This is a genomic window from Roseovarius sp. THAF27 (genome assembly GCF_009363655.1).
Taxonomy (GTDB): Bacteria; Pseudomonadota; Alphaproteobacteria; order Rhodobacterales; family Rhodobacteraceae; genus Roseovarius.
On record NZ_CP045393.1, the window covers coordinates 3,934,969 to 3,959,267 of the forward strand.

23 protein-coding genes and 1 riboswitch are annotated in these 24,299 nt (G+C 67.2%); of the genes, 13 read left to right on the top strand and 10 right to left on the bottom strand.

Translation table 11 applies throughout. The features are described 5' to 3' along the window. Positions 1 to 219: 219 nt before the first annotated feature. Positions 220 to 330, top strand: a riboswitch (TPP riboswitch). A gap of 33 nt (positions 331 to 363) precedes the next feature. The 3 genes from thiB to FIU89_RS19500 are packed head-to-tail and all read left to right on the top strand — an operon-like array spanning position 364 to position 3,570. Next, positions 364 to 1,356, top strand: coding sequence for a thiamine ABC transporter substrate binding subunit (gene thiB, locus FIU89_RS19490; RefSeq protein ID WP_152494126.1), 993 nt, complete (start codon positions 364 to 366; stop codon positions 1,354 to 1,356). Continuing rightward, the gene (locus FIU89_RS19495) at positions 1,332 to 2,888 is read left to right on the top strand and encodes a thiamine/thiamine pyrophosphate ABC transporter permease ThiP (protein ID WP_152494127.1); all 1,557 of its coding nucleotides are present in this window, start codon (positions 1,332 to 1,334) and stop codon (positions 2,886 to 2,888) included. The genes thiB and FIU89_RS19495 overlap by 25 nt, the downstream gene beginning before the upstream one ends. Then, positions 2,875 to 3,570: an ATP-binding cassette domain-containing protein gene (locus FIU89_RS19500; RefSeq protein WP_152494128.1), complete on the top strand. Its 696-nt coding sequence runs from the start codon at positions 2,875 to 2,877 to the stop codon at positions 3,568 to 3,570. The genes FIU89_RS19495 and FIU89_RS19500 overlap by 14 nt, the downstream gene beginning before the upstream one ends. 209 nt (positions 3,571 to 3,779) lie before the next feature. Here the strand turns inward: FIU89_RS19500 and FIU89_RS22650 are convergent, their stop codons facing one another. Then, a complete protein-coding gene (locus FIU89_RS22650) occupies positions 3,780 to 4,217 on the bottom strand; it encodes a hypothetical protein (protein WP_254701739.1) in 438 nt (145 codons plus the stop codon). 55 nt (positions 4,218 to 4,272) lie between these two features. Next, positions 4,273 to 5,313: an asparaginase gene (locus FIU89_RS19510; RefSeq protein ID WP_152494129.1), complete on the bottom strand. Its 1,041-nt coding sequence runs from the start codon at positions 5,311 to 5,313 to the stop codon at positions 4,273 to 4,275. Positions 5,314 to 5,520: 207 nt separating this feature from the next. Between FIU89_RS19510 and FIU89_RS19515 the strand changes: the two genes are divergently transcribed. Next, positions 5,521 to 6,003, top strand: a complete 483-nt coding sequence (locus FIU89_RS19515) for an invasion associated locus B family protein (RefSeq protein ID WP_152494604.1) — start codon at positions 5,521 to 5,523, stop codon at positions 6,001 to 6,003. A gap of 13 nt (positions 6,004 to 6,016) precedes the next feature. On the opposite strand, the gene FIU89_RS19520 is transcribed toward FIU89_RS19515, so the two are convergent. Then, positions 6,017 to 6,973 carry an L-threonylcarbamoyladenylate synthase gene (locus FIU89_RS19520; RefSeq protein WP_152494130.1) on the bottom strand — a complete coding sequence of 319 codons (957 nt, stop codon included), beginning with the start codon at positions 6,971 to 6,973 and terminating at the stop codon, positions 6,017 to 6,019. Between the two features lie 133 nt (positions 6,974 to 7,106). On the opposite strand from FIU89_RS19520, the gene FIU89_RS19525 reads away from it, so the two are divergent. The 4 genes from FIU89_RS19525 (at position 7,107) to FIU89_RS19540 (ending at position 10,547) form a co-directional block, all read left to right on the top strand. Continuing rightward, positions 7,107 to 8,822, top strand: a complete 1,716-nt coding sequence (locus FIU89_RS19525; RefSeq protein ID WP_152494131.1) for an acyl-CoA dehydrogenase — start codon at positions 7,107 to 7,109, stop codon at positions 8,820 to 8,822. Further along, a complete protein-coding gene (locus tag FIU89_RS19530; RefSeq protein ID WP_152494132.1) occupies positions 8,822 to 9,862 on the top strand; it encodes an MBL fold metallo-hydrolase in 1,041 nt (346 codons plus the stop codon). The genes FIU89_RS19525 and FIU89_RS19530 overlap by 1 nt, the downstream gene beginning before the upstream one ends. 7 nt (positions 9,863 to 9,869) lie before the next feature. Continuing rightward, on the top strand, positions 9,870 to 10,325 hold the full coding sequence (locus tag FIU89_RS19535; RefSeq protein WP_152494133.1) for a hypothetical protein: 456 nt from the start codon (positions 9,870 to 9,872) through the stop codon (positions 10,323 to 10,325). An 84-nt stretch (positions 10,326 to 10,409) separates the two neighbouring features. Further along, the gene (locus FIU89_RS19540) at positions 10,410 to 10,547 is read left to right on the top strand and encodes an aa3-type cytochrome c oxidase subunit IV (RefSeq protein ID WP_152494134.1); all 138 of its coding nucleotides are present in this window, start codon (positions 10,410 to 10,412) and stop codon (positions 10,545 to 10,547) included. 96 nt (positions 10,548 to 10,643) lie between these two features. Here FIU89_RS19540 and FIU89_RS19545 read toward each other — a convergent pair whose 3' ends face one another. Then, positions 10,644 to 10,970 (bottom strand): AzlD domain-containing protein, encoded by a 327-nt coding sequence (locus tag FIU89_RS19545; RefSeq protein ID WP_152494135.1) that lies wholly within the window; start codon positions 10,968 to 10,970, stop codon positions 10,644 to 10,646. Then, positions 10,967 to 11,680 (bottom strand): AzlC family ABC transporter permease, encoded by a 714-nt coding sequence (locus tag FIU89_RS19550; protein ID WP_152494136.1) that lies wholly within the window; start codon positions 11,678 to 11,680, stop codon positions 10,967 to 10,969. Before FIU89_RS19550 ends, FIU89_RS19545 begins: the two co-directional genes overlap by 4 nt. A 62-nt stretch (positions 11,681 to 11,742) precedes the next feature. On the opposite strand from FIU89_RS19550, the gene fdhD reads away from it, so the two are divergent. From fdhD to glp, 5 genes are read left to right on the top strand one after another with little or no spacing between them, the layout of a single operon-like run. Then, positions 11,743 to 12,627: a formate dehydrogenase accessory sulfurtransferase FdhD gene (fdhD, locus tag FIU89_RS19555; RefSeq protein WP_254701740.1), complete on the top strand. Its 885-nt coding sequence runs from the start codon at positions 11,743 to 11,745 to the stop codon at positions 12,625 to 12,627. Beyond that, the gene (locus FIU89_RS19560; RefSeq protein WP_152494138.1) at positions 12,624 to 13,169 is read left to right on the top strand and encodes a YcxB family protein; all 546 of its coding nucleotides are present in this window, start codon (positions 12,624 to 12,626) and stop codon (positions 13,167 to 13,169) included. Before fdhD ends, FIU89_RS19560 begins: the two co-directional genes overlap by 4 nt. Further along, positions 13,166 to 13,810 (top strand): molybdenum cofactor guanylyltransferase MobA, encoded by a 645-nt coding sequence (gene mobA, locus FIU89_RS19565; protein ID WP_152494139.1) that lies wholly within the window; start codon positions 13,166 to 13,168, stop codon positions 13,808 to 13,810. Before FIU89_RS19560 ends, mobA begins: the two co-directional genes overlap by 4 nt. Continuing rightward, complete coding sequence (mobB, locus tag FIU89_RS19570) at positions 13,807 to 14,298, top strand: molybdopterin-guanine dinucleotide biosynthesis protein B (protein ID WP_152494140.1); 492 nt, start codon at positions 13,807 to 13,809, stop codon at positions 14,296 to 14,298. The genes mobA and mobB overlap by 4 nt, the downstream gene beginning before the upstream one ends. Beyond that, on the top strand, positions 14,295 to 16,403 hold the full coding sequence (gene glp / locus FIU89_RS19575) for a gephyrin-like molybdotransferase Glp (RefSeq protein WP_152494141.1): 2,109 nt from the start codon (positions 14,295 to 14,297) through the stop codon (positions 16,401 to 16,403). The genes mobB and glp overlap by 4 nt, the downstream gene beginning before the upstream one ends. A 152-nt stretch (positions 16,404 to 16,555) precedes the next feature. On the opposite strand, the gene FIU89_RS19580 is transcribed toward glp, so the two are convergent. The 5 genes from FIU89_RS19580 to FIU89_RS19600 all read right to left on the bottom strand — a co-directional run bounded on the left by FIU89_RS19580 (position 16,556) and on the right by FIU89_RS19600 (position 24,292). Then, positions 16,556 to 18,340, bottom strand: a complete 1,785-nt coding sequence (locus FIU89_RS19580) for an ABC transporter ATP-binding protein (RefSeq protein ID WP_152494142.1) — start codon at positions 18,338 to 18,340, stop codon at positions 16,556 to 16,558. Positions 18,341 to 18,765: 425 nt separating this feature from the next. Then, positions 18,766 to 19,347 (bottom strand): amino acid synthesis family protein, encoded by a 582-nt coding sequence (locus FIU89_RS19585; RefSeq protein WP_152494143.1) that lies wholly within the window; start codon positions 19,345 to 19,347, stop codon positions 18,766 to 18,768. Further along, the gene (locus tag FIU89_RS19590; protein WP_152494144.1) at positions 19,340 to 20,182 is read right to left on the bottom strand and encodes a UPF0280 family protein; all 843 of its coding nucleotides are present in this window, start codon (positions 20,180 to 20,182) and stop codon (positions 19,340 to 19,342) included. The genes FIU89_RS19585 and FIU89_RS19590 overlap by 8 nt, the downstream gene beginning before the upstream one ends. Further along, on the bottom strand, positions 20,182 to 21,621 hold the full coding sequence (locus FIU89_RS19595; RefSeq protein WP_152494145.1) for a 6-hydroxynicotinate reductase: 1,440 nt from the start codon (positions 21,619 to 21,621) through the stop codon (positions 20,182 to 20,184). Before FIU89_RS19595 ends, FIU89_RS19590 begins: the two co-directional genes overlap by 1 nt. Then, positions 21,614 to 24,292 (bottom strand): molybdopterin cofactor-binding domain-containing protein, encoded by a 2,679-nt coding sequence (locus tag FIU89_RS19600; protein ID WP_152494146.1) that lies wholly within the window; start codon positions 24,290 to 24,292, stop codon positions 21,614 to 21,616. Before FIU89_RS19600 ends, FIU89_RS19595 begins: the two co-directional genes overlap by 8 nt. Positions 24,293 to 24,299 lie beyond the last annotated feature (7 nt).

Consider the following 24,299-nt stretch of genomic DNA (forward strand, 5'->3'; position numbering starts at 1 on the left):
CCCGGGACCTCACCGGCCGTTTCGGGCCGTCAGCCCGCTCTCGACCCGCCGCAGCACCGCGCGGTGCGTCAACCCGGTGCCCCGGCGAAAATCGCACCGTCGCGATACCACCCGGATACCAACACGATACCGACATGCCGTTTTCGGCGATTCCCAACGCCTTAACCTTCCGATTCGCCGATTCACCTTGTCCCGACCCCGGCTTGCCCCTAGGTTCCTGTTGAAACCTCGGGGTGTCGCCCGGCCCGGCCCGGCGACTGAGATGCAGATCGCGAACCCGTTGAACCTGAACCGGCTGAAACCGGCGGAGGGAAGGTCATGCAGCCGCATCGCGCCGCACCCTCCACCGGAACGGAGGATGCCATGAAACACCTTGTTTTCACTGCGGGATTCCTGACCGCCGCCACATCTGCGATGGCCCAGGAGTCAGACCAGACGCCCGAACTGACCGTTTACACCTATGACAGCTTCGTCGCCGAATGGGGCCCCGGCCCGCAGATCGAAAAGGCGTTCGAGGCCACCTGCAACTGCGACCTCACCCTCGTCGGCGTCGAAGACGGCGCAGCTCTCTTGGCCCGCGTCCGGTTGGAGGGGCAAAATACCGACGCCGACATCGTCCTCGGTCTCGACACCAACCTCGTTGCCGCGGCCAAGGAAACCGGCCTTTTTGCCGAGCACGGCCAGTCGCCCAAACTCGATCTGCCGATCACCTGGGAAGACCCGGTGTTCCTGCCCTACGACTGGGGCCACTTCGCCTTCGTCCACAATAAAACTCTTGAAGCGCCCAGCAATTTCAAGGCTCTGGCCGACAGCGACACCTCGATCGTCATCCAGGATCCGCGCTCGTCCACCCCCGGCCTCGGCCTGCTGATGTGGGTCAAGACCGCCTATGGCGACGAGGCCCCGGCGATCTGGGAGGGGCTCTCGGACAACATCGTCACCGTCACCAAGGGCTGGACCGAAGCCTACGGCCTCTTCCTCGAAGGCGAGGCCGACATGGTGCTGTCCTACACCACCTCGCCCGCCTATCACCTGATCGCCGAAGAGGACGACACCAAGACCGCCGCCACCTTCGACGAAGGCCATTACATGCAGGTCGAGGTGGCCGGCAAACTGGCCTCCACCGATCAGCCGGAGCTGGCCGACCAGTTCCTCGCGTTCATGCTGACCCAGGACTTCCAGTCGGTCATTCCCACCACCAACTGGATGTATCCCGCCGTAGAACTCGATGACGGTCTGCCCGACGGGTTCGAGACACTCGTGCAACCGGAAAAATCCCTGCTTCTCAGCGCCGAAGAGGCCGCCGCCGCCCGCGATGCGGCGCTCGATGAATGGCTGAACGCGCTCAGCCGCTAAGCGCCAGACCGGGGTGGAGCGCCGCCGCCCTCGTGGCGGCGCTCATCTTCGGGGCGCTGCTGGCCGTGGCCTTGCGCGCCGAAACCGGGCGCGGCTTCACCGCCGCCGACTGGGCCGCCCTGCGCTTCACGCTGGTGCAGGCCACCCTCTCGGCGCTTTTCTCGGTTCTGCTGGCCGTCCCCGTCGCGCGCGCCCTCGCCCGCCGCCGGTTCCGGGGCCGCAGCCTGCTGATCGCGCTTCTGGGTGCCCCGTTCATCCTGCCGGTGATCGTCGCCGTCCTGGGCCTGATCGAGGTTTTCGGCCGTGGCGGCTGGGTCAGCGCAGCGCTTGGCACGCTCGGCCTGCCGCCGGTTCAGATCTACGGCCTGCACGGCGTGGTCCTCGCGCATGTGTTCTTCAACCTGCCGCTGGCCACTCGCCTTGTCCTGCAAGGCTGGCAGGAGATCCCTGCCGAACGTTTCCGTCTTGCCACGCTTCTGGGCATCGACGGCTGGTCGATGTTCCGGGTGATCGAACTGCCCATGCTATTGCGCCTGATCCCCGGCGCCTTCACCGTGATCTTCGCCATCTGCCTCACCAGCTTTGCCGTCGCGCTCACGCTTGGCGGCGGGCCGCGTGCGACCACGATAGAACTCGCCATTTACCAGGCGTTCAGGTTTGACTTCGATCTTGGGCGGGCCGCGCTTCTCTCTGCCGTGCAGCTTGGCCTGACGGTTCTTGCCGGTGGCATCGCCCTCTGGCTGGCGCGCGGCGAAGGGTTCGGCTCGGGCCTCGATCGCGGTTTGAGCCGGTTCGACGGAAAAACGACCACCGCACGGTGGGTTGACGCGCTGTTCATCTGTGTGGCGGCAGTCTTCCTGCTCGTGCCGCTCATGGCCATCGCTCTGTCGGGCCTGCCCGGCTTTGCCGACATGCCGGGACAGGTCTGGACCGCCGCGCTCACCTCGCTCTGGGTCGCGGCGCTCAGCACGGTCCTTCTGCTCTGCATGGCCTTGCCCATGGCCGCCACCATCGCAACCGAACGGGGCCGTATGGTGGAAATCGCGGGCCTGCTCGGCCTCGCCGCCTCGCCGCTGGTGATCGGCACCGGGCTCTTCATCGCGATCCGACCCTACGCCAATCCGCAGGCCTTCGCCCTGCCCGTCACCGCGCTGGTCAACGCCATCACCGTCCTGCCTTTCGCGCTGCGCATCCTCGTCCCCCGCGCCCGCGATATCGTGGCGCGCCAAGGCCGCCTCGGCCTGTCGCTCGGCATGGCCGGGCTGCCCTTTTTGCGGCATGTCCTTCTACCCCGCCTGCGCCCGCAAATCGGGTTCGCCGCCGGACTGGCCGCCGCCCTCTCGATGGGCGATCTCGGCGTCATAACGCTCTTTGCCGACCCCGACGTCGCCACCCTGCCGCTGCAGATCTACCGCCTCATGGGCTCCTACCAGATGGAGGCCGCAGCCGCCGCCTCCTTCCTGCTGCTGATCCTGTCCTTCGGGGTCTTTTGGCTGCTCGACCGTGGTGGGCACCGCCATGCTGAAACTTGACGCCACCACCATCCGCAACGGCAGCTTCACGCTGGCCGCCGACCTGACCGTACCGGAACGCGCGACCGTCGCCGTCATCGGCCCCTCGGGCGCCGGCAAGTCCACCCTGCTCGAAGGCATCGCGGGATTCCTGCCCGTGGCAGAGGGGCACATGACCTGGCACGGCGTCGACATCACCAATCAAGCCCCCGGAGCCCGCCCCGTCGCCATGCTGTTTCAGGAGGACAACCTTTTCCCGCACCTGACACTGGCGCAGAACGTCGGCCTTGGCCTCTCACCCAACCTGCGCCTGCCGCCCGCCGACAGGAGCCGCGTGACCCAGGCTCTGGACCGCGTCGGCCTGGCGGACATGGACGCCCGCAAACCCGGCGAACTGTCGGGCGGCCAGCGCAGCCGCGCGGCCCTCGCCCGCGTCATGCTGCAGGACAAGCCGTTGCTCCTGCTGGATGAACCCTTCGCCGCGCTTGGCCCGGCGCTGCGGATGGAGATGCTCGACCTCGTCGCAGAGATCGCCCGCGAAACCGGCGCGACCCTCCTGATGATCTCCCACGCGCCAGAGGACGCCCGGCGCATCACCGAACGGGCCATCCTCGTCGCCGACGGCACCGCGCATGCCCCGCGACCGACCGCCGACCTGCTCGACGATCCGCCGCCGGTCCTGCGCGACTATCTCGGCGCGTAGACCTTCATTTCAAAAGGAAAAGGCGGTACGGACCGACCCCTGAGGGGGCCTGAAGATCAAGAGGACGGACACCGATGCACTCATCTGGGGAATGTGCCCGCCTTCCGGCCCGTGCCGCGGCCCGGGCGTTTCATGAAACACCACGGGCGTCAGAATGGGGCGTGCGCTCAGGATGGGGGGAAAGGCGCACGCCCCGGCCGGGTGACGGCCTAGGCGGGAAGGATGCCCGCCTCTTGTCCTGCCGCGACTTCGGCTTCGCTCAGCATGCCATCGGCATCAGAGTCCAGTTGCTCGAAAGTGCCGGCCGGCGCATCGGGCATCGCAGCCTGGAATTCTTCCATCGAGACCATGCCGTCGCCGTCGGTATCCGCTTCCAAGGCAAAGGCCAGGGCCGGAACGGTCAGGGCAAGCGCGAACGTCGCTGCAGAAAGTGTCTTGGTCATCTTTGGTTTCCCTTTTCTGGGTTCAGGTTGTCCGGGGCGTTTCTGCCCGCGGACCCTGAACATGATCGCGCCATTCCAATCCCGAAAGAGCCCGTCGCCGGATGAAAGCCGGTCGTGCGAAATCAGGCCTAAAGCGCCGGTTTTCCTCGGCATTGTGCTGCCGGTGTTGGGCAGGGAAACGCCGCAACGCGAAAACCAGCGCATGGCGGATACCGCAATCGGCAGGATGTCGTCAAAGGCGCCGCGACACCTTGAAGAGTCAGGCCAGCAGCCCGTCCACCGGCTTCACGATTCCGGTGCGTACCTTGCGGCGATTCAGGATCGGCGCGTTCATGAATTTCAGCGTCGCCGGATGCTCGGGCGCAAGCACACCGATGCGCACCAGCAAGGCGGCGATGGTGCAATTCGCGGCCCGCGTGCTGCCATCCGCAACTTTCAGCGCGATGCCCAGCTTCCTGGTCGGCGCAATGGCCACGAAGAAGCCTTCGGCGCCCGTCTTCAGCGCCACGGGCTCGTGGCAGGCTTTCATCAGCTCGGTACAGGCGCGTTTCTCGCCCGCCACCAGCAGCGGATTGGCGATCATCGCCTCGCGCAGCCGCACCGCAGCATCCTGCCGCGCGCCACCGCCTTCGGTGGCATTGGCGAACCAGCCCATGGCGCCCCCCATCCCGCGCATTGTGGTGATCGAGTTGGGCGCGTTGCACCCGTCTGGCGCAAATCCCGGGCTGCGCTCTCCGGTCAGTTCCTCGAACGCCTCGAAACAGGCGCGCTGCACCGGGTGGTCCGGGTCCACGTATTCGGGCCCGCCGTTCAGGTGCTTCGACAGGGTCATGAACCCGGCATGCTTGCCGGAACAGTTGTTATGCACCTGGCAGGGCGATCCGTCGGTCTTGATCAGGTGATTGAACGCCTCCCGGTCCTGCGGCATCTGCGGCCCGCAGCGGAAATCCTCGTCACTCAGACCCAGCCCGTGGATCCAGTGATTCACCGCGTCCGTATGCACCGCCGCGCCCTGGTGCGACGCGCAGGCCAGTGCCAGTTGCTGCTGGGTCAGCCCGAACGCATCCGCCGCACCGCTATCGACCAGCGGCATCGCCTGTATCATCTTGGCCGAACTGCGCGGATAGATCACCGCGTCCGGGTCTCCCCAGGCCTCAATCACCTCGCCCGCGCCATTACAGATCACGGCATGGCCCAGATGCAGGCTTTCCACGATGTCTCCGCGCCAGATTTCGGTCAGGGGAACGGCATTCGTCACTTGGGGCCTCCGGTCGTCGGGCTGGTCGTCTCGGCGCGTCATTCCTACGGCGAAAATTCGCCAATTGCACCTTTCATGTCTCGCGTGTTTCAGGCTAGTATTGCAATGTCGAGAAGGAAATGGCTGCACGTGCAGAAAATCCCGTCAGGGGGTGAGTGCCGCCAGGGACGATTGAGGCAAAAGGACAGCTTGGAGGCTGGACAAATGGGATTATTCAAAGCATTCGGCGCCGCCGCGGCCCTGTTGGCCATGGTCGCGTCGGGCGCAACCGCACAAGACGAAAGCACCAACCAGGTCGCCGCGAAAACCGCGTGGAGCGTGTTCGAGGACGCCGACCCGAAAGAGTGCTGGGCCGTCAGCTCACCCACCGAGACGGTGAACACCAAGGATGGGCGCGTCGTCGCCGTCCGCCGTGGCGACATCCTGCTGATGACCTTCTTCCGGCCCGGCGCGGGCGTGGACGGTCAGATCACCTTTACCGGCGGCTACCCCTTCGCGGGCGGCTCGACCGTGAACGTCAATATCGGCGGCACCGAGTTCGAGATGTTCACCGAGGGCGAGTGGGCCTGGCCGGCAAGCGCGTCCGACGACGCCAAGATCATCGCCGCGATGAAGCGGGGCGCCGATGCCGTGCTCACCGCGCGGTCCGGGCGGGGCACGGTCACCAAGGACACGTTCTCGCTCTTGGGCTACACCGCCGCCCTGGAAGAAGCCGAGAACCGCTGCAAGTAAGCCTGGCCGCAAGCTAGCCGATGACGTCGCGCGGGGCCGCCGCGCGGCGCAAACGGTCATTGATCGCCCGGCCCAACCCGCTGTCCGGGATCGGTGCCACGGCGATTCCGCCTACATTGGCGGCGTCCAGCCGGTGCAGGTACCCGAAAAGATGCGCAGCCGCTTCCACCAGGTCGCCGGTGGGCGACAGGTTCAGATCGCTCTCCATCGGCCCGAAGCCCAGCATCAGCTCGCCCTCGGTCACCTCGGTCGCGTTCAGGCGCACCGCCGCCCCCGGCGCGTAATGCGAGGTCATCTGCCCCGGCGCGGTCAGCGTGCCGCCCTCGACATGCCGCTCCAGCGATGTGCCCAGCGCGGCCTCGATGGCCTCTGCCGGAATGCCCCCGGGCCGCAACAGCGTCGGCGCGCCGTCCAGCCCCAGGATGGTCGATTCCAGCCCCACGTCACAAGCCCCGCCCTCGACGATCGCCTCGATCCGGCCCGACAGGCCCGCCGCCACATGCGCCGGCTCGGTCGGGCTGATCCGCCCCGAGGGGTTGGCCGAGGGCGCCGCCACCGGCCCGCCGAACGCGCGCAGCAACGCCTGCGCCACGGGATGCGCGGGCACCCGCACCGCCAGCGTCGGCAACTCCGCCGTCACCAGCGGGGACAGCCCCGCCCCGCCCCGGATCGGCAAGACCAGCGTGATCGCCCCGGGCCAGAAGGCCGAGGCGAGGATTTCCGCCGCGTCCGACCACTCCACCAGCGTCCTGGCGACGTCGGCGTCGGGCACATGCACGATCAGCGGGTTGAAGCGGGGCCGCCCCTTGGCCTCGAAGATGCGCGCGACGGCCATGTCGTCCCGCGCATCCGCGCCCAGCCCGTAGACCGTCTCTGTCGGAAAGGCGACAAGCCCGCCCGCGCGCCAGACCTCCGCCGCCTGCGCATATCCCTCCGCATCGGCGGTCAGGTGTCGTGTCTCAAGTGTCATGGCCGGTCTGACGCCGCGTTTCTGTTGCCGTGTCGGGCGGGTGCAATAGTGTTGATGCCAAGCCCAAGTCACAGTTACAGATGCCCGTGCCGGATTCCAAGCCGCGCCGCCCACCGCCATTCGGGAGATACCGATGCCCTATCGCGCCCCTGTCGAGGATTTCCAGTTCCTGTTCGATCACGTGGTCGGCCTGGACCGCGTCACCGCCACCGACCGCTTCGCCGAGGCGACGCCGGATGTCACCTCCGCGATCCTGACCGAGGCCGGCAAGCTGTGCGAAGAGGTGCTGGCCCCCCTGCAACGTCCCGGCGACCTGCATCCCGCCAGGCTCGAAAACGGCGTCGTGCGCACCAGCCCCGGCTATGCCGAGGGCTACAAGGCCATCGCAGAAGGCGGCTGGGTTGCCATCGCCGCCGATCCCGAACATGGCGGCATGGGCCTGCCCATGACCGTGACCACCGCCGTGAATGACATGATGTCGGCCGCCTGCCTGTCCCTGCAACTCAGCCCCCTGATGACGCAAGGCCAGATCGAGGCGCTGGAGCATCACGCCAGCGACGCGCTCAAGCAGACCTACCTGCCCAAACTGGTCAGCGGCGAATGGACCGGCACCATGAACCTGACCGAGGCGCAGGCCGGCAGCGACGTCGGCGCGCTGTCCACCAAGGCCGTGCCGAACGGTGACGGCACCTACGCCATCACCGGCCAGAAGATCTATATCAGCTGGGGCGACAACGACTTCACCCCCAATGTCTGCCACCTTGTGCTGGCCCGCCTGCCCGACGCCAAGCCGGGGACCAAGGGCATCAGCCTGTTCCTCGTGCCGAAATTCATTCCTGACGAGAACGGCGAACCGGGCCGCGCCAATGACCTCAAGGTCGTCAGCCTGGAACACAAGATGGGCCTGCATGGCAGCCCCACCGCGGTGATGCAGTATGACGGCGCCACCGGCTGGCTGGTGGGCGAAGAACATGACGGGATGCGTGCCATGTTCACCATGATGAACAACGCCCGGCTGGGTGTCGGCACCCAAGGGGTGGGCGTGGCCGACGGCGCCTACCAGCACGCGCTGGCCTATGCGCAGGACCGCAAGCAGGGCCGCAGCACGATAGAGAACGGCACCGGCACCATCATAGACCACGCCAATGTGCGCCGGATGCTGGCCACGATGAAGGCCGAGACCTTCGCCGCCCGCGCCATCGCGCTCACCTGTGCCGCCGCCATCGACATGGAAACCGCCACCGCCGCGCCCGACTGGGCCGCCCGCGCCGCGTTCCTGACACCCATCGCCAAGGCGTTCGGCACCTATACCGGCATTTCCGTCGCCAACATGGGCATCCAGCTGCATGGCGGCATGGGCTTCATCGAGGAAACCGGCGCCGCGCAATACCTGCGCGATGTCCGCGTCACGGCGATCTACGAAGGCACCAACGGCATCCAGGCGATGGACCTCGTGGGCCGCAAGCTGATGGACGGGGGCGAGGCCGCCTATGCCCTCCTCGACGAGATCGAAAGCACCGCCGAGACCGCCCGCGCAAAGCGCCCCGAACTGGCCGAGCCCGTCTGGCAAGCCACCGAATCGCTGCGCGAAGCGACCGAGTGGATGGTCGCGCAGACCGAGATGAACAACCGCTTCGCCGGGGCCGTGCCGTTCCTGCGGGCCTTCGCGCGCGTCCTTGGCGGCCATGCGCACCTGCTGGCCGCGATGCACGACACCGATGGCACCCGCGCGCGCCTTGCGCGGTTCTACATCACCCGCATCCTGCCCGAGGCGCAGGCCCATATCGCCCACGCCACCGCCGGGGCGGATGACCTCTACGCCCTCGCTCCAGAAGACTTCGCAGCCTGATGGCCGACGGAAGCAAGATCGCCACCCCCTGGGACGAAGCTCCCGATCACGGCGCGGCCGTCGAGGTCGCGCCCGGCATCCTGTGGATCCGCCTGCCCCTGCCCATGGCGCTGGATCACGTCAACATCTACGCGCTGGACGAGGGCGACAGCTGGACCATCGTCGATACCGGCGTGCGCACCAAGCGCTCCATCGCGCTGTGGGAGGATGTGCTGGCCGCACCGCTGCAAGGCAAACCCGTCTCACGAATCATCCTCACCCATCACCACCCCGACCATATCGGCATGGCCGGCTGGCTGATGGACCTCTTCGGCGCCGAGCTGCTGATGACCCGCACCGCCTACCTGATGGCCCGGATGCTGATCCTCGATGTCGAGGAACGCCCCACCCCGCAGGCGCTTGAATTCTGGCAACGCGCGGGCATGGACCCGGACATCTTCGAGGCCCGCAAGACCGACCGCCCTTTCAACTTCGCGGACAGCTGCGCGCCCCTCCCGGTGGGCTATACCCGCCTGCAACAGGGCGGCACGCTCACCGCCGGGGGGCGCGATTGGGACATCCATGTGGGCCACGGCCACGCGCCCGAACACCTGACGCTCTGGTCCCGCGACGACGCGCTGGTGATCGCGGGCGATCAGATCATCTCGTCCATCAGCCCCAATATCGGCGTCTACCCCACCGAACCCGACGCCGACCCGCTGGGCGAATGGCTGGACAGCTGCGCGCGTCTGTCGGCCCTCGCCCGTCCCGATCAACTGGTCCTGTCGGGTCACAAGCTGCCTTTCACCGGCCTGCCCACACGAATGCGCCAACTGGCCGAGAATCACCACGGCGCGCTCAAGCGGCTTGAGAAACACCTCGCCACGCCCCGCACCGCCGCCCAGTGCTTCCCGCCGCTCTTCAAGCGCAGGATCGACGGCGGCACCTACGGGCTTGCCCTGGTCGAAGCGGTTGCACATCTCAACCACCTGCATCAGGCTGGCCGCGTCACGCGGACCCTGGACGACGACGGCGCGTGGCTCTGGCAAGCGAAGGACTAGACCCGCCATGGACGACAAGATCGAGACCACCGCCGAACATGTCGAACGCGCGGTCTTCGCCCGCTGTCACGAGGTTCACGCCGATCCCGACACGCGCTGCACCGAGGTGCCCGAGAAACTGGCAACCAAACAGGCCGTGGCGAGAAAGAGTGCCGCGCAGTGGGCCTACGAGCGGCTGATTCTCTATATCCAGAACTTCGAGAAGACGCTGGATAACGAACACGAGGTCGCCATGGGCTTCGCCGGTGGCGGCCCCGGCACCCTGAGGATCGAGGGGATGGGCTATTTCGATCCCGACATCGTCACCTTCTACGGCTCCGACCCTTCGGGCGCCAAGACCCAGCTGATCCAGCATGTCAGCCAGCTTGGCGTGATGCTCCGCGCCCTGCCCAAGCCGTCCGAGACCGCCGAGCCGGTGCGCATCGGCTTCCGCCTGGCGCAGGATCTCGAAACCTCTGCCTGACTGCGACGTTCCGGGCCGTGACAGCCACATCGGAATCCGTTATCCAGTCGCAAACAGTGACAACCGCACACAAGGATCGTGATCATGGCCAACGAACACAAGCACGGCGAAATGGACATCAAGGTTCAGGAAAAGACCTTCGAGGGCTTCCTGAAGGCATCGACCTACGTCGCGGCCGGCTCCATCATCTTTCTTATCCTGCTGGCGATGATCAACGTCTAGGCCGAGCGTCGTCACATCGACAGGCATGCGACGCCCCCGCAGGACACTGAGGGGGCGTTTTGTTTTGCCCTGATCTGCCCGCATTCGCGCGGCCCGTCACCCCACCAGGTACAGCATCAGGTACAGCGCAAAGCCGCCCGAAAGAATCGCCGCGATGATGTTGCGGGTCCATCCTCCCACAACGACGGTGGCCGCCGCCGCCACCAGACGCGCCGGGTCCGGCTCTCCGTCCGTTGCCGCGGGCCACAGCACCAGCGGCGCAACCAATCCCGGCAGGATAGCGACGGCGGTATAGCGCAGGTGCCGCAACAGCCATGGCGGCAGCGGCCTGTCCCCGACGATGCCGATAAAGAAGAACCGCAGCGCATAGCTGCCCAGCCCCAAAAGGACGATCACGGTCCAGACGGTCGCGCTGTCCATCACACGCTCCCTTCGGGCTGCGTCCGCCGCTCGATCTCGGCCCCGGTCATCATTGCCGCGATCCCCGCCGCGAACAGACCGAGGTTATAGGGCAGGAAGGAAAGGACCAGCGCCCCCACGACCGAGACCAGCGCAGCCGCCAGGTGCGCGCGCGTGCGCAGCATCGGCATGATCAGCGCGATGAAGGTGATCGGCACCGCGAAATCCAGCGCCATCCACTCGGGGATCGCACTGCCCAGAACAGCGCCTACCACCGTGAACAGGTACCAGAACGGGCAGACCGGCACGACCGTCCCCCAGAAATAGACCAGCTTCTGGCGCAGGCTCCATTGCCGATTCTGTTCATAGCGGATCGAGGCGAGTGCATAGCTCTGATCGACGATGAAATACGCCGCCAGCGCCCGGTGCCACAGCGGCGCGGCCCCCAGATAGGGCGTCAGCGCGGCGGAATACATCGCCATCCGCAGGTTCACCGCCAGCGCCGAGGCCAGCACCAGGATCACCGGCGCGTTGTCCACCATCAGCGCGAGCGCCGTGAACTGCGCCGCCCCCGCGATTACCGCAAAGGAAAAGGTCAGCGCCTCCAGCACGTTCAGCCCGGCCTCGGTCGCCACCACGCCAAACAGGGTGGCAAAGGGCGACACCACCAAAATAAAGGGGGCCGCATCGCGTACCCCTTTGAAGAAAATCGACTTGTCGGTTTCCGTTGTCATCCGAAGATCTTACGTTACCACTTACCCAAGGGATGCCTATCCTGCAATTAGAGGGATCGCAATTGGCGAAGACCGACAATCTGAACGCGTACATCATAGCCCCTGACCCCAAAGCGCCCCGCCTGACGCGGGCCGTGGACGGCGCGGACCATGACGGCAATCCCACGAATATTGCGGTGGTCGAGGAACGGCCCCTGACGATCTTCCTCAACGGTCAGGAAATCGTCACCGCCATGACCATCGGGGACTATCCCGACTATCTCGCCCTCGGCTTCCTGCGAAACCAGGGGATGCTCAAGGATGGCGAAACGGTCAAGGGCGTCGATTACGAGGAGGATCTCGAAACCGTCGTCGTGCGCACCGATGGCGAAACGACCTATGAGGAAAAGCTGAAGAAAAAGACCCGCACCTCGGGCTGTGCCGTCGGCACCGTCTTCGGCGACATGATGGAAGGGCTGGAGGACACGACCCTGCCCGACCTCAAGGTGAAAACCTCGGACCTCTACGCACTGTCGGCGACGATCAACCGCACACCGTCCCTGTACCTCGAGGCCGGCGCGATCCACGGCACCGTACTTTGTCAGGGCGACCGCCCGCTCGTTTACATGGAGGATGTCGGCCGCCACAACGCCGTCGACAAGATCGCCGGCTGGATGCTGTCGGAAGGCGTCTCGCCCGACGACAAGCTGCTCTACACCACCGGGCGGCTGACCTCGGAAATGGTCATCAAGACCGCCCTCATGGGCATCCCCGCGCTGGCCTCCCGCTCCGGTTTCACTGCCTGGGGGGTCGAGATCGCGCGCGAGGTCGGCCTCACCCTGATCGGCCGGATGCGCGGCCGCCGCTTCGTCTGCCTCGCGGGCGAGGAACGCCTGGTGCGCGACGCCGACCCGGCCTCGATCCCGGACGAAGACAAGAAGCACCGCCGCAAAAGCGCCGACGCATGAGTTACCAGTTCCAAAGCAACGCCCCGCTCGGCGTCGAGTTGTTCATCAAGGCGTCGCACCGCCAACCCATGATGAACGCGCTTCACCGCGCCTACCTGCCGATGCAGGCCTTCATCCTCGGCCTGATGGTCTTCGTCATCGCGGGGTGTATCGCCATCGGTCTCCTGCTGATCGCATGGCTCGACGTGGACGGCACGATCGGCACCCTTCTGCTCACGCTGCTGCCCTTCGCCGTCGCCGCGCTCATCTGGTTGGGCTTCATGCGCAGCATCGCGCGCGGCATGTACCGCCGAATGCTCGATTCACCGCTCTACAACGGCCCTGTCCGCTACGACGTAACGCAGAAGGGCTTCGCCATGACCTCCGACACCGCCCACTGGTCGGTGGATTGGCCCGCAATGGACAAGGTCACGCGCCACCCGTCGGGTCTCTTCATGTATGCTGGCGGCTTCATCTACGCCATCCCGAAAGAGGCCGCGCCCGCCGATCAATATGACGCCATGTGGGACGACATCAGACACTGGTTCGAGGCCTCGCAATGACCGGGCCTCTCGGCGTGATCCTCGCGGGTGGCCTCGCCACCCGGATGGGCGGCGGCGACAAGGGGCTGTTGCCGCTGGGCGACGGCACGATCCTGAATCAGGTCATTGCGCGCCTGTCGCCGCAAGTGGCGGGCATGGCGCTCAACGCCAATGGCGACCCCACCCGGTTCGACGCGTTCGGCCTGCCTGTTTTGCCCGACCCCCTGCCCGATTTCCCCGGGCCTCTCGTGGGAGTTCTCGCCGGGCTCGACTGGGCCGCGACCCAAGGCGCCGACACCATCGTGACAGTCGCCGCCGACACGCCCTTCTTCCCGGAAACCCTCGTCGCCCACCTCTCCGACACGGCACAGGACATGCCCCACCCGCTCGTCCTTGCCGCGACCCCGCGCGGCGCGGACGAGAAAACCAAGTCCATGTCCCGCTCCGGCCTCATCCGCCATCCCACCTTCGGCCTCTGGCCCACAGCCCTGCGCGACGACCTCCGCGCGGCCTTGCAGGACGGCCTGCGCAAGGTCGTGATCTGGACCGAAAAGCACGGCGGCCGCGAGGCGCTGTTTGACATCGCGGGCGATCCGTTCTTCAACGTGAACACGCCCGAGGATCTGGCGCGCGCGCAGGACATGATGAAAGACCACGGATGAAACTATACGGTGTCGTAGGTTGGAAGAACGCCGGCAAGACCGGCCTGATGGAACGCCTGGTGACCGAGATCACCGGCCGCGGCTTCTCCGTTTCCACCGTCAAGCACGCGCATCACCGCTTCGACGTCGATCATCCCGGCAAGGACAGCCACCGCCACCGCGTCGCCGGCGCCACCGAGGTGCTTCTGGCCTCGCGCAACCGCTTTGCCCTGATGCACGAACTGCGCGACGAGGACGAGCCGTCCCTCGACGCGCTCTTGTCCAAGCTTGCGCCCGTAGACCTGGTCCTGATCGAAGGCTACAAGCGCGACGCCCATCCCAAGGTCGAGGCGCACCGCTCGGTCACGGGCAATCCGCTCATTGCGCCCGATGACCCCACAATCCGCGCCGTGGCCAGCGACACCGCGTTGGACCTCGACCGCCCGGTCTTCGACCTCGACGACACCAAGGCCATCGCCGATTTCATCCTCGCCGAGACGGGTCTGTGAAGACATTCGACACGGTCGCCATCGTCGACTGGTCCGGCGGAAACGACACTGGAGCCAGACCCTGCAAAGACGCGATCTGGCTGGGCATCACCCGCGACGGAACCGATGCCGAACCGCAATACATACGCAACCGTATTGAAGCCGAGTCGATCCTCACCGATCTCATCGAGTCTGAGACCGCCGCCAATCGCCGCCTCTTCATCGGTCTCGACTTCCCCTTCGCCTACCCGTCGGGCTTTGCCCGCGCCCTCACCGGCACCGACTCTCCCTTCGCCGTCTGGGAATGGCTGACCGACCACGTCACCGACACCCCCAAGGCCAACACCCGCTTCGACGTCGCCGGCCAGATCAATCGCGCGATCGGCAACGGCATCGGCCCCTTCTGGGGCAATGGCCGCCCCAATCACGACGTCCCCGGCCTGCCGCGCACCAAACATGGCTACCGCAATCTCTTTCCCGACCGCCGCGCGGTCGAAGAGCAAGCCAAGGGCAGCTTCACCTGCTGGCAACTCTCCGGTGCCGGCGCGGTCGGCGGCCAGGTCCTCACCGGCCTGCCCGTCCTGCACCGCCTGCGCCAGCGCTTCCCAGGGCTGATCGCCACATGGCCGTTCGAGCCGCTCGACACCCCCGTCGCCCTGGTCGAAATCTGGCCCGGCCTCATCAACCCCATCGTCAAGCGGGCCGAAGCACGGGGCGGCATTCGCGATGCCCACCAGGTCCGCCTGCTGGCGCGCGCCGTCGCCCGCTTGCACCCCGGTGCGCTGGCCGCCATGCTGGACGTCGACGCCCCTGTCGAAGGCTGGATCATGGGGCTTGGACACGAGGATAAACTGATGGCCGCCGCCGACGACATCCTGCACCCCCCGCCGCTGCGCGACGACTGTTTCGCCCTGCCCGCCGGGGTGGACTGGACGCCGGTGGACGACGCGCTGGCCCTGCTGCAAGACCGGCTCCATCCGGTCGTCGGCGCCGAAACGCTGCCCCTAGACCGCGCCCGCGGCCGGATCCTTGCCGCCGATGTGACTGCCAAGAGGGCCAACCCGCCCCTGCCCAACACCGCCGTCGACGGTTATGGCTTCAACCATGCCAGCCTGACGGACAACAACCAGACCCTGCCCCTCATCCCCGGACGCGCCGCCGCCGGCATGGCGTTCGAGGGCACCGTGCCCCCGGGCCATGCCATCCGCATCCTCACCGGCGCCGCGTTGCCCCGGGGCGTCGACACGGTCATCCTGCAAGAGGACGTCACCGCCAGCGACACCGCCATCGCCTTCCGCCCCGGCATCAAGCCCGGCGCCAACACCCGCAAGGCGGGCGAGGACGTAAGGCGAGGCGACACCATTCTTCGCCAGGGCCGCAGGCTCACCCCCGCCGACCTCGCGCTCCTCTCGGCCACCGGGAACACCGACCTTACGGTCCACACGCCGCTGCGCGTCGCGGTGCTGTCCACCGGCGACGAACTGGTCGAACCGGGCGCCACCGCCGCCGCCGGCCAGATCTTCGACGCCAACCGCCCCATGCTCCTGGGACTGGTCGAGCAATTCGGGTTCACGCCCATCGACCTGGGCCGCGTCCCCGACGACCGCGACACCCTTCGCGCCACACTCGACCGCGGCGCGCAACAGGCCGACGTGATCCTCACCTCCGGCGGCGCCTCGGCGGGCGACGAAGACCACGTCTCGGCCCTCCTGAACGAGGCCGGCGCGATGTCGCAATGGCGCATCGCCGTCAAGCCGGGCCGCCCCCTCGCGCTCGGCCTCTGGAACGGCGCGCCGGTCTTCGGCCTGCCCGGCAACCCGGTTGCCGCGCTGGTCTGCACACTGATCTTCGCCCGTCCCGCGATGGGCCTCCTGTCGGGTCAGGGCTGGCGTCGCCCGCAGGGCTTTCAGGTCCCCGCCGCCTTTTCCAAGTCCAAGAAACCCGGCCGCCGCGAATACCTGCGCGCCCGTGTCACCGACGGGCAGGCGGAGGTCTTCAAGTCCGAAGGTTCGGGCCGCATCAGCGGCCTCAGCTGGGCCGACGGGCTGGTCGAACTGCCCGACGGTGCCGCCACGATCTCCCCCGGGGACCCGGTCACCTACATCCCGTTCGCCAGCTTCCTCTAGGCAATCGCCTTCACTGGTCCCGGAATATTCCCGCCGGAGCCACCGGCCACACGTCCCACGACCGGCACCGGCGCGTCAGGCCGGCCCCTGCTGCCCCGAGGCGGCGGCCAAGGGCCGGCGCCGAGACACCCTGCGCGGCAAGGCCGCTCCGCCTATCTGTCGTCATAGCCTTTCTTCTGCGCCTGGTAGAGCCGCGCGTAGAGCCTATTCTCGGCCAGCAGGTCCTCGTGCCGGCCCTGCTCCACCAGCTGCCCGGATTCCAGCACGAATATCCGGTCCGCATCCGCGATCGAGCTCAGCCGGTGCGCCACCACGATCGTCGTCTTGCCTTTCGTCAGCCGCTCCAGCGCCGACTTGATCCGCTCCTCCGTCGCCTGGTCCAGCGCCGAGGTCGCCTCGTCCAGAAGCAGGATCGGCGCATCGCGCAGGAACGCCCGCGCAATTGCGATCCGCTGCTTCTGCCCGCCCGACAGCTGCGCCCCCTTGGGCCCCACCGGCACCTCGCCGCGCGCCCGGATCAGGTCGGCGATCTCGGCATCCTCGGCCGCCTGCCAGACCTGCGCCTCGGTCGCCTTCGGATTGACGTAACGGATGTTGTCCCAGATCGACGCGTTGAAAATGACGATATCCTGCGCCACCACCGAAAACGCCCCGCGCAGTGCCGCCACCTGCAGGTCCCGGATGGGCGTCCCGCCAAAGGTGATGTCACCTCCCTGCACGTCGTAAAGGCGCGACAGCAGCGACAGGATCGTCGTCTTGCCCGACCCGGTCGAGCCGACGATGGCCGACACCTTCCCCCCCTCGAACGCCATGTTCAGGCCCTGGAACAGCGGCTGATCCGGCGAATAGGAGAACGTCACGTCCTTCAGAACGATATCCCCGCTGGTGTCGAACGCCGTCTTCGCCCCCTCGGCATCCCTGATGCTTGGCTCCTGGTCGTAAAGGCTTCGCACCCGGTCGAGCAGCACCAGGCTCGATTGCAGCCCGCCGAAGAACTGTGCCAGCAGGCGCGCTGGGTCGAAGACCATGACCATGCCCAGCAGGAAGGTGATGATCCCCGCGCCATCCACGTCGTATGCGGGCGACAGCACCATGTAGCCCCCGCCCCCGATCACCAGCACATAGACAAAGGCCGAGCTGAGGTCGATCGACGGCAGCACCAGCGCCTGGGTCACCTGCACCCGGGTCGTCAGCTGCCGGATCGCATCGGTCCCGCGCATCAGCCGGTCTTTCTCGACCTCCTCCTGCCGGGCGATCTTGACGGTGCGCATCCCGTTCACCGTCTCCTCGATCCCGTTCATGTAGCCGCCCAGTGCCTCCTCGGCCTCGCCCTGGGCCTGTTTCACCCGGTCCGAGACGAAATTCATCACCACGATTATGAACGGCAGCACCACGATGGCCGACACGAACAGGATCGGGTTCTTCCAGATAAGGTACCCCGACACCACGACCACCGTCACCGCGTCGCGCAGCGCGCCCGCCACGCCCAGGCCCACGAAGGCGCCGATCTGCTGCGTCTGCGTCACTAGCTTCTGGATGATCTCGCCCGACTTGGTGCGCTCGAAATAGGCAAGGTCCAGCGACATCAGGTGCCCCACCAGGTCCCGCCGCATCTCGAAGATCGCCTGGTTCGACACCTTGACCGTGATCATCGGCGCCAGGAAGGACACCACGCCGCGTACGGCGAACAGCACGAACACGACGATACAGACCTCGATCAGTTCACGCATCGCGCCCGCCTCGAAGATCACCCGCAACCCGTCCTCGGTCAACGCCAGGAACTGCTGGTAAACCAACCCCTGCACCAGGATCAGCAGCAGAACCAGCAACAGCTTGCCCTGGTGTTTGCGCAGGTAGTTCCGCCAGAACCACCGCATGTTCCGCTTGTCCGCGTCGCTATACAGCGGCTGACGTGTCTTGGTTGGGGTATCGCTCATGTCAGGTGCAGTCCGATCGCTTCTCAACTGACGCCTATAGAGGGTTCAATCCCAAAGGTCAGCCCCCCGCGCGGACGCCCCTTACCAGACGCGTTGATGATCGCGACCATGTCGCGCCCCCAGCCGGTTAACAGCCGCGAAGCGGCCCGGCCATCGTCAGCCCCTCCCTTGGGCTGACGCTCGCCTCCGTCTTGAACGGCAACTCCGTCCCCATAGCCGACGTCCGGGATGACGAAACCGCCCCCGCATATTTCCGCGCGATCATTGGCCTGTTTGGAACCCTATTGCGTTCAGGGTCATACGTGGTCCTCGAACATATCCCGTACGGGGCCTGCCCGCGCGGACGCTTCCCTTTTCCTCTGGCCAAAAATATCCTGGGGGAGGCCCGGGCCTGCCCGGGACGGGGGCAAAGCCCCCCAACGCCTTCAGCGCAGCCCGTCCTCGCCCTTTACCTCGTCCACCGTCAGGCCGCCCATCCGGTCGTGGATACGCCCGCCCCGGCTCATCGCCAGCACGAAAAGCAGCTCATCGGCACGGGGTCCGTCGGGCAGGCCCACTTCCATTCCGTCGAAATGGCTGCGCACATAGGCCGCGTTGATATGCCCCAGCGGCACGTCGATCCGGCTCCCCGGCCCGCCCTGCTTCATCGACGAGGGCACGATCGCCTTCGCCTCGCCCAGCCGCGCGCGCATCGCGTATCCCCCAGGCACATGCCACAGCGCGGTATGCTCCAGCTCCCCGGCCTCGCCCGCCATGGCGGCCTTGCCATAGCCGTCGATGCCCTCAGGGCCGCCCATCGCCTCGATCAGACGGTCGGTCATCATCAGGCCCAGCGGCTTCAAGTCGTCCATCGCCGATTGCAGATCCTCGGCATAGCTGCCCGCAAAGGGGTTTCTCACCAGAGCCGCCATGGCGGCGCGGCGGCGCGGCGTCCCGGCGGCAGGCCCGCCGTCGTGACGGATCTCCTCGACGAAAAGCGTGGTCTTGCGCAGGGTGAAGTCAGGCATGTTCTGGCTCTCTTTCTTCGATCATCAAACTCTCGCCGACGGTCACGCACTGCCCACGCAGGCTCAGGCAGGCCGCATGGATCACGCCCCGCGTCACCAGCCCTGCCGCATGGGCGCGCCCGGCCTCCAGCGCCTCGGCAACCTCCGCCGGGGTCAGCGCCCCGACCGCCCGCGTCACCGCGCGCGCGCCAAGGTCACTGTCAGGCGACACCTCGCAGGCCGGAACACGGACAATCGTCGGATGCCCCGGCAGGTCCACGGCATTGGCGATCAGCGTGGCGGCGGCGTCGGCTGTCGCGGCGTCCCGCGCCAGCACCGTCACCGCATCGGCAATGCCTAGCGAATGGCTCCGCCCGCCCGCGCCCGAAGTCGCCACCCCGCGTACAGGGTCACCGGACCGCAGGGTCACATGCCCCGGCACCGGGCTTGCAATCGCCAACCGCATCGCCTCTCCCGGACCGACGTGAAAGGCGACGTCGCCGCCGTTGTTCACATAGGCCTTGCGCACGCCCGACCCGCCCCGAATGGCCGCCAGGATCGTCTCCGCGCCCGCGCCCGCCACCGCCGCCATCGGCGTAACGAACTCCGGCGCAAAGGGCCGCACCGCCTCGACCATGCGCCGCGCCGTCTCTCCCTCGACTTGCCCGCCCAAGGGGCTGCGCAAACGCGGCAGCTCCGCCACCAACTCGTCCAGCAACGTCTCGAACCGCGCCACCGCTCTCTGAAACGCCGCGTCCCGCCCCGCGCCTTCGATGCCCACGATCATGTCGATTGGTCCGTGATGCAGGTGCAGCCGTTGCCCATCCGGCAACCAGTTCGCCTGCGCGCCCGGCATCACTCGCCCTCCACGACACGCACCGCGCTGCCGTACTCGCCGCCATGCTTCAGAATATCGCTCACCGTCCGCACGGACGCATCATGTCCGCCCAGCGCACGGTAATCCGCCCGGCTCAGGGTGAATTCCAGCGGCGCCACCAGCGCGGGCGTCGGCACATGCCCGAACGATCCTTCCGGCATCTTCAGCACGTCCACCATCAGCGTGATCCCGCCCCCGGGCCAGACGAAGGCCGGCGCCCCGCCACAGGTCACCCGCGTCTTCAGCGCCTGCACCGAGCGGGTCAGCTTCACCGGGTTCTGCGTCACGCCCGAGCGCAGCGACCCACCCGCCCCCGCCTGGAACATCACCGTGCACAGCGCCGGCTCGCAATTCTCGGCAATCAGCGCCACCGACGGTTTCAACGCCTCCGGCAACTCCGCCTCGCGCGGTTGCAAGTCGTCATCCAGAACATAGTACCCGTGATGCTCCCCCGTGGTGCTGACCATCAAAAGCGTCAGCCCCGGCCGCGCGCCTTTCTTTTCCAGCCATGGATTCAGGATCGCCAGCGGATCGTCCAGGTCGGTACCGCCCCAGCCCTGTCCCGGCTCGGCCACCCGGAAATACCGCCCCGGCGTCGAACGTCGCCCCTTGATGCGAATGCCGGTATCGAGCCAGCCAAGCACCTTGCCCGCCTGGTGCTCGCTGACCACTCCGGTGATATGGTCGTCCACCACCACCACCTCGTCCACCAGCCCGTGCCACTGGCTGGCGAACATGCCGATCGTGGCCGAGCCGCAGCCGACGCGCATCCGCTCCTCGCGCTGACCATTGACCACGGGCGCCTGCCCGGCCTCAACGACCACCGTCGCGCCGTCGTCGATCTCCAGTTCCACCGCCTCGCGGTTGCACAGCCGCATCAGCGCATCGCAGGTCGCGCGCCCCTCGGCCTTACCGCCGCCGGTCAGGTGATCGACCCCGCCCAGCGACAGCATCTGCGAGCCATATTCGGAGGTGGTCACATGCCCCACCGCCTCGCCATTGCTGCGCACGGTCGCGGTCTCGTGCCCGAGGTGCCGGTCGGTGTCGATCTTCACCTTCACCCCGCAATAGGAATAGATCGCCTCGGTCACCACGGTGACGAAATCGGCCCCCTCGACCTTGCGGCTCACGATAAAGGGCGCGGGCTTGTAATCGGGATAGGTCGTGCCCGCCCCCACGCCGCTGACGAATACCTCCTCGCCGCCCAGGATCTCGCCGTCCCACTCCGGCCCAAGGAACGGCTTCACCGCATCTCCCTTGGCAACCCTACGGTCTAGTATGGTCAAGGGATCACACCGCACGATGCGGCCACCCTCGTTGGCATAGCGATCGCACGCCCCGATCTTGCCCGGCGCGATATAGCACATGACCGGGCAGGCATCGCAGCGGATCTTTTCCTCCTGCCCCCGCTCAGCCATGCCCCGCCTCCCGGATCGCCGCCAATACCCGGTGCGGCAGCGCGGGCAGCTCAGTCACCAACGCCCCCGTCGCATCCCGGATCGCGTTCAATATCGCGGGGGCGGTGGGGATCAGCACATGCTCGCCCAGCCCCTTGGCGCCCATCGGCCCTTCCGGGTCCGGCACCTCCAGGAAAATCGTCTCGATCTCCGGCATGTCGCCCGTGGTGGGGATCAGGTAATCGTGCAGGTTCTCGGTGCGCCCCGGTATGAACTCCTCCATCAGCGCAAGTCCCAGCCCCTGCGCGATGCCGCCCTCGACCTGCCCCTCAGCCAGTTGCGGATTGATCACCCGGCCCAGATCGTGCGCCGCGGTGATCCTGTGCACCTTCACCGTCCCCAGGCGGATGTCCACCGACAGCTCCACCAGCTGCGCGCCGTAGCCATAGACGGCATAGGGCACCCCCTGTCCATCCTCGTCCAGCGGCTGGGTCGGCGGATCGTAACTTTCCTCGGCCCACAGCACATAGCCATGCGCCTGCTCGGAAAGGTCTGTCAGATCAATCTGTTGCTCGCGTTCACCATCGCTGACGCGCAGCACGGTACCGTCCAGCCGCAACACCGCCTCCGGCCCCATATTCGTCTGCTTCAGGATCAGCGCCCGCAAAGCCCGCCCGGCGCGCAAGGCCGCACTGCCGGTCACGTAGGTCTGGCGCGACCCGGACGTCTTCCCGCAGTCCGGCGTCAGCGCGGTATCGGCCCCGATGATCTCGAACTGCGCCAAGGGCAGCCCCAGCGCATCCGCCGCGATCTGCGGGATCACCGTGTTCGACCCCTGCCCGATATCCACCGCGCCCTGGTGCAGGCACAGCCGTCCGTCGCGCGTCAGCCCGATCCGAATGGTCGACGGATTGGCGATGGCCGTATTCCCGCATCCGTACCAGCAGGAGGCGATACCAACGCCATGCCGAATGTGTCCGCCCCTGGCATTGGCCGCATCGGCCCGGCGCAAGGCGTCCTGCCACGGCATCTCCAGCGCCTCCAGGCACGCCCCGATCCCCACGCCGTAAAGCGTCTGACCGCACACCGTCGCCTGCCCATCGCGCAACGCGTTCAACCTGCGGAAGGCCAGCCGGTCTATGCCCAGCTGGTTCGCCAGATCGTCGAACAGCGTCTCCTGCAGGATCGCCGCCTGCGGCACGCCGAACCCCCGGAACGCGCCGGAGATCGGCTGATAGCTGTAATTCGCCCGCGCCTCGGCGTGGTAGTTGAGGATGAAATACGGCCCAGAGGCATGGACCGGCACGCGCCCGGCCACGGTCGGCCCCCAGCTTGCATACGCTCCCGTATTGAAATCGCCGTCGAACTCCATCGCCACGATACGCCCCTCGGCGTCGGCACCGATGGTTCCACGCATGTCCGACGGGTGCCGCTTCGTGGTCGAGGCCATGCTTTCGGCCCGGCTATAGACCATTCGCGCCGGCTGTCCGGTCTTCAGCGCGACCAGCCCGATCAGCGGCTGCAGCGAGACGTCCAGCTTGGACCCGAACCCGCCGCCAGTCGCCGCCGGAATGATCCGCACCGCCTCGGGCGGCAGTCCCAGCACGGCGGCGGTATCGTCCCGGTCCATGATCGGCGCCTGCGTGCAGGCCCGGATCACCAGCGTCTCGCCGTCCATCCAGGCGACGCCGGCCTCGGGCTCGATATAGGCGTGCTCGACATATCCCGTCCGCATGGTGCCGTGGACCATGACGACCGCGTCGGCCATCGCCTCTCGGGCCATGCCGCGCCGGACCTTGCCCGCGATCAACAGGTTGTCGGGATGCGCGTCGTGCACCGGGCGGTCCGCCGGATCCTCGCGCCAGGCGACCGGAAATCCCGACAGGTCCAAGGCCTCGATGATCGCAGGCTTGCCCGCGACCAGCGCCACCGCCTCGCCCGCCAGCCGCGCCCGGTCCTCGGCCAATGCCGGCTGGTCGCGGAACGCAGGGATCACGCCGAAACGGTTGGTCCCGGCGATATCCCTTGCGGTGAAGACGCGCACGCCCTTGTCCGCAGCCCATCCGTCGATATCGCCAAAGGCAAAGGACGCCGGCGCATAAGGGGCCCGCACCGCGCGCACCAGCAGCGCATCCTGCGGCACCACATCCGCGCCATAGGCTTCGGTGCCGTCGACTTTCGCCGCCCCGTCGAGCCGCGCCACGGCCGCGCCCACCGCCCGGCCCGGCTGCGGCATCTCCGCCACCGTGCCGGGGGCCGCATCCATCACAGCGTCGATGATCTTGGTGTAGCCCGTGCACCGGCACAGGACACCGCCCAGCGCCTCCTCGGCTCCGGCCCGTGTCGGGGCGCGCGCGCCGCGCAGATAGGCCTCCGCCGTCATCACCATCCCGGGCGTGCAGATCCCGCATTGCGCCGCACCGTGCCGCAGGAACGCCTGCTGCAACGGGGTGTTCTTCTGCCCTTCGATCGTCTCGATGCTGCGGCCTTCGGCCTGGCCCAGCGGCGTCAGACAGGCGCAAACGGGCGCCCCGTCCAGCAGAACCGTGCACGCTCCGCAATCCCCGGCGTCACAGCCCACCTTGGTGCCGCGCAAGCCCAGACCGTCGCGCAGCACCTCGGACAAACGCCGTGCCGGGTCCGCCGGCAGAACCTGGCGCCGGCCGTTCACGGTCAGGGTACAGGTGTCCATGGGCCGG

What these genes read in the sequence shown, in the direction of transcription:
- FIU89_RS19495 (WP_152494127.1), top strand. Translation starts at nt 1,332, where the DNA reads ATGGCTGAACGCGCTCAGCCGCTAAGCGCCAGACCGGGGTGGAGCGCC.
- FIU89_RS19550 (WP_152494136.1), bottom strand. Translation starts at nt 11,680, where the DNA reads ATGACAACGGAAACCGACAAGTCGATTTTCTTCAAAGGGGTACGCGAT.
- FIU89_RS19535 (WP_152494133.1), top strand. Translation starts at nt 9,870, where the DNA reads ATGGACGACAAGATCGAGACCACCGCCGAACATGTCGAACGCGCGGTC.
- FIU89_RS19590 (WP_152494144.1), bottom strand. Translation starts at nt 20,182, where the DNA reads ATGCCGGGCGCGCAGGCGAACTGGTTGCCGGATGGGCAACGGCTGCAC.
- FIU89_RS19600 (WP_152494146.1), bottom strand. Translation starts at nt 24,292, where the DNA reads ATGGACACCTGTACCCTGACCGTGAACGGCCGGCGCCAGGTTCTGCCG.
- FIU89_RS19520 (WP_152494130.1), bottom strand. Translation starts at nt 6,973, where the DNA reads ATGACACTTGAGACACGACACCTGACCGCCGATGCGGAGGGATATGCG.
- FIU89_RS19580 (WP_152494142.1), bottom strand. Translation starts at nt 18,340, where the DNA reads ATGAGCGATACCCCAACCAAGACACGTCAGCCGCTGTATAGCGACGCG.
- FIU89_RS19510 (WP_152494129.1), bottom strand. Translation starts at nt 5,313, where the DNA reads ATGACGCGCCGAGACGACCAGCCCGACGACCGGAGGCCCCAAGTGACG.
- FIU89_RS19530 (WP_152494132.1), top strand. Translation starts at nt 8,822, where the DNA reads ATGGCCGACGGAAGCAAGATCGCCACCCCCTGGGACGAAGCTCCCGAT.
- thiB (WP_152494126.1), top strand. Translation starts at nt 364, where the DNA reads ATGAAACACCTTGTTTTCACTGCGGGATTCCTGACCGCCGCCACATCT.
- FIU89_RS19560 (WP_152494138.1), top strand. Translation starts at nt 12,624, where the DNA reads ATGAGTTACCAGTTCCAAAGCAACGCCCCGCTCGGCGTCGAGTTGTTC.
- mobA (WP_152494139.1), top strand. Translation starts at nt 13,166, where the DNA reads ATGACCGGGCCTCTCGGCGTGATCCTCGCGGGTGGCCTCGCCACCCGG.
- FIU89_RS19540 (WP_152494134.1), top strand. Translation starts at nt 10,410, where the DNA reads ATGGCCAACGAACACAAGCACGGCGAAATGGACATCAAGGTTCAGGAA.
- mobB (WP_152494140.1), top strand. Translation starts at nt 13,807, where the DNA reads ATGAAACTATACGGTGTCGTAGGTTGGAAGAACGCCGGCAAGACCGGC.
- FIU89_RS19515 (WP_152494604.1), top strand. Translation starts at nt 5,521, where the DNA reads ATGGTCGCGTCGGGCGCAACCGCACAAGACGAAAGCACCAACCAGGTC.
- FIU89_RS22650 (WP_254701739.1), bottom strand. Translation starts at nt 4,217, where the DNA reads ATGCGCTGGTTTTCGCGTTGCGGCGTTTCCCTGCCCAACACCGGCAGC.
- FIU89_RS19525 (WP_152494131.1), top strand. Translation starts at nt 7,107, where the DNA reads ATGCCCTATCGCGCCCCTGTCGAGGATTTCCAGTTCCTGTTCGATCAC.
- FIU89_RS19500 (WP_152494128.1), top strand. Translation starts at nt 2,875, where the DNA reads ATGCTGAAACTTGACGCCACCACCATCCGCAACGGCAGCTTCACGCTG.
- FIU89_RS19595 (WP_152494145.1), bottom strand. Translation starts at nt 21,621, where the DNA reads ATGGCTGAGCGGGGGCAGGAGGAAAAGATCCGCTGCGATGCCTGCCCG.
- FIU89_RS19585 (WP_152494143.1), bottom strand. Translation starts at nt 19,347, where the DNA reads ATGCCTGACTTCACCCTGCGCAAGACCACGCTTTTCGTCGAGGAGATC.